2 protein-coding genes are annotated in these 1,619 nt (G+C 75.9%); both read right to left on the bottom strand.

Features of this window, described 5'->3' with window-relative positions:
• Positions 1 to 144 precede the first annotated feature (144 nt).
• A complete protein-coding gene (locus FNQ90_RS22505) occupies positions 145 to 1,086 on the bottom strand; it encodes an ROK family glucokinase (protein ID WP_182608023.1) in 942 nt (313 codons plus the stop codon).
• A gap of 76 nt (positions 1,087 to 1,162) precedes the next feature.
• The coding region (locus FNQ90_RS22500) for a DUF5304 family protein (protein ID WP_182608022.1) at positions 1,163 to 1,619 on the bottom strand (457 nt) is incomplete at its 5' end.

Below are 1,619 nucleotides of genomic sequence, written 5' to 3'. Positions count from 1 at the left end.
CCCCCGGTGGTGCCGGGGGTCGCCCTCCCGTTCCTCTTCACCCGCCCACACCGATCCCAGGTGTTCCGAAACGACCCCGGGGCGGTGGAGCGCCCCGTCGCCCGACGGTCCCGCCCCCGCCCCGGTGGCGGGACCGCACCGGGGTCAGCCCTGCCGGGCCAGGTCGGCGGCGCCCACCAGGCCCGCGCGCCCGCCCAGACGGGCCGCCACCACCCGGGCGTGCGGCCGGTAGCGGGCGCCGACCAGCCACCGGCGGAAGGACTTGCGGATCGGCTCCAGCACCAGGTCGCCCTCGTCCGAGACGCCGCCGCCGACGATGAAGGCGGAGGGGTCGAAGAGGGAGGCCAGATCGGCCAGTCCGGCGCCCGCCCAGCGGGCCAGCTCGCGGAAGGAGTCGACCGCGACCGGGTCACCGGCCCTGGCGGCCTCGCTGATGTGCCGACCCTCGATGCCCTCGGGGGTGCCGTCGCCCAATTCGAGGAGGGCCGCGGCACGTTCGGGATCGGCCGCCGCGCGCTGTCGGGCGTACCGCACCAGGGCGCGACCGGAGGCGTACTGCTCCCAGCACCCCTGGCTGCCGCAACCACAGAGCAACCCGTCGGGCACCATGCGGATGTGGCCGAACTCGCCGGCGACGCCGAATCGACCGCGGTGCAGCCGGCCGCCGAGGATGATCCCACCGCCCAGGCCGGTGCCCAGCGTGATGCACACGACGTCCTCGTGGCCCCGGCCCGCGCCGAACCGGTACTCGCCCCAGGCCGCGGCGTTGGCGTCGTTCTCCACCACCACGGGCATGCCGACGCGCTGCTCGATCTTGTCCTTCAACGCCTCGTGGCGCCACTTGATGTTGGGCGCGAAGAGCACCGTCGCCCGCTTGTCGTCGACGTAGCCGGCGGCACCGATGCCCACCGCCTCGGCCGTGGAGCCGGCGCCGACGGTGCGGACCGCGGCGGCGATGGCGTCGACGACGCCCTCCGGGGTCGGCGGGGTCGGCACGGTGCTGGTTTCGAGGATGGCGCCCGCTTCGTCGACCACACCGGCCGCGATCTTCGTGCCGCCGATGTCGACCCCGATGGTCAGTCCCATGTGTCCCTCAGTGGTGTTCGGTGGATCCCCGCTGCGGAACACGGTACCGGAGCGACGTCCGGGCGTCGGCCCCCGATCACTCCTGGTCGTCGGGACGACGGGGGTTCGACGGGGGCGGATCCCCGTCGTCCCCGCCGCCCCGCCCCGTCCCGGGGGCCTCCCGGGCGGGTTCGTCGCCCGTTTCCGGGCCGGTCGCCCGGGCGTCATCGGCGCGCGGCGGGGTGTTCACGGAGGGGCCGGGGTCGAGGAAACCGCGCAGGGCCGCCGCCAACTCCCCGCCGGCCCGTGTGAGGTGGTCCAGGGCCGGGGCGTTGCGCTCGATGACCGGGTCCAGCGCGAAGCGGGCCCCGCGGGCCACCCGGGCGGCGTCCCCGCCGAGCCGACCGATCCCGTCGGTGAGGAGATCGGCGATCCGCCGCAACTGTTCGGCTCCCTCCCCCGGAAGCGGACCGGAGCGGGCGCGGTGCCTGGCCCGTTCCTCGGCCAGGTCCTCGGCACAGGCGACGGCCCACGCGTCGGGTTCGGCCGGGGGG

This window comes from Streptomyces alkaliphilus, from assembly GCF_014141535.1.
GTDB lineage: Bacteria > Actinomycetota > Actinomycetes > Streptomycetales > Streptomycetaceae > Streptomyces > Streptomyces alkaliphilus.
The sequence above is the reverse complement of the archived record's forward strand: the minus strand, read 5'-3'. Positions and strand labels throughout refer to the sequence as shown.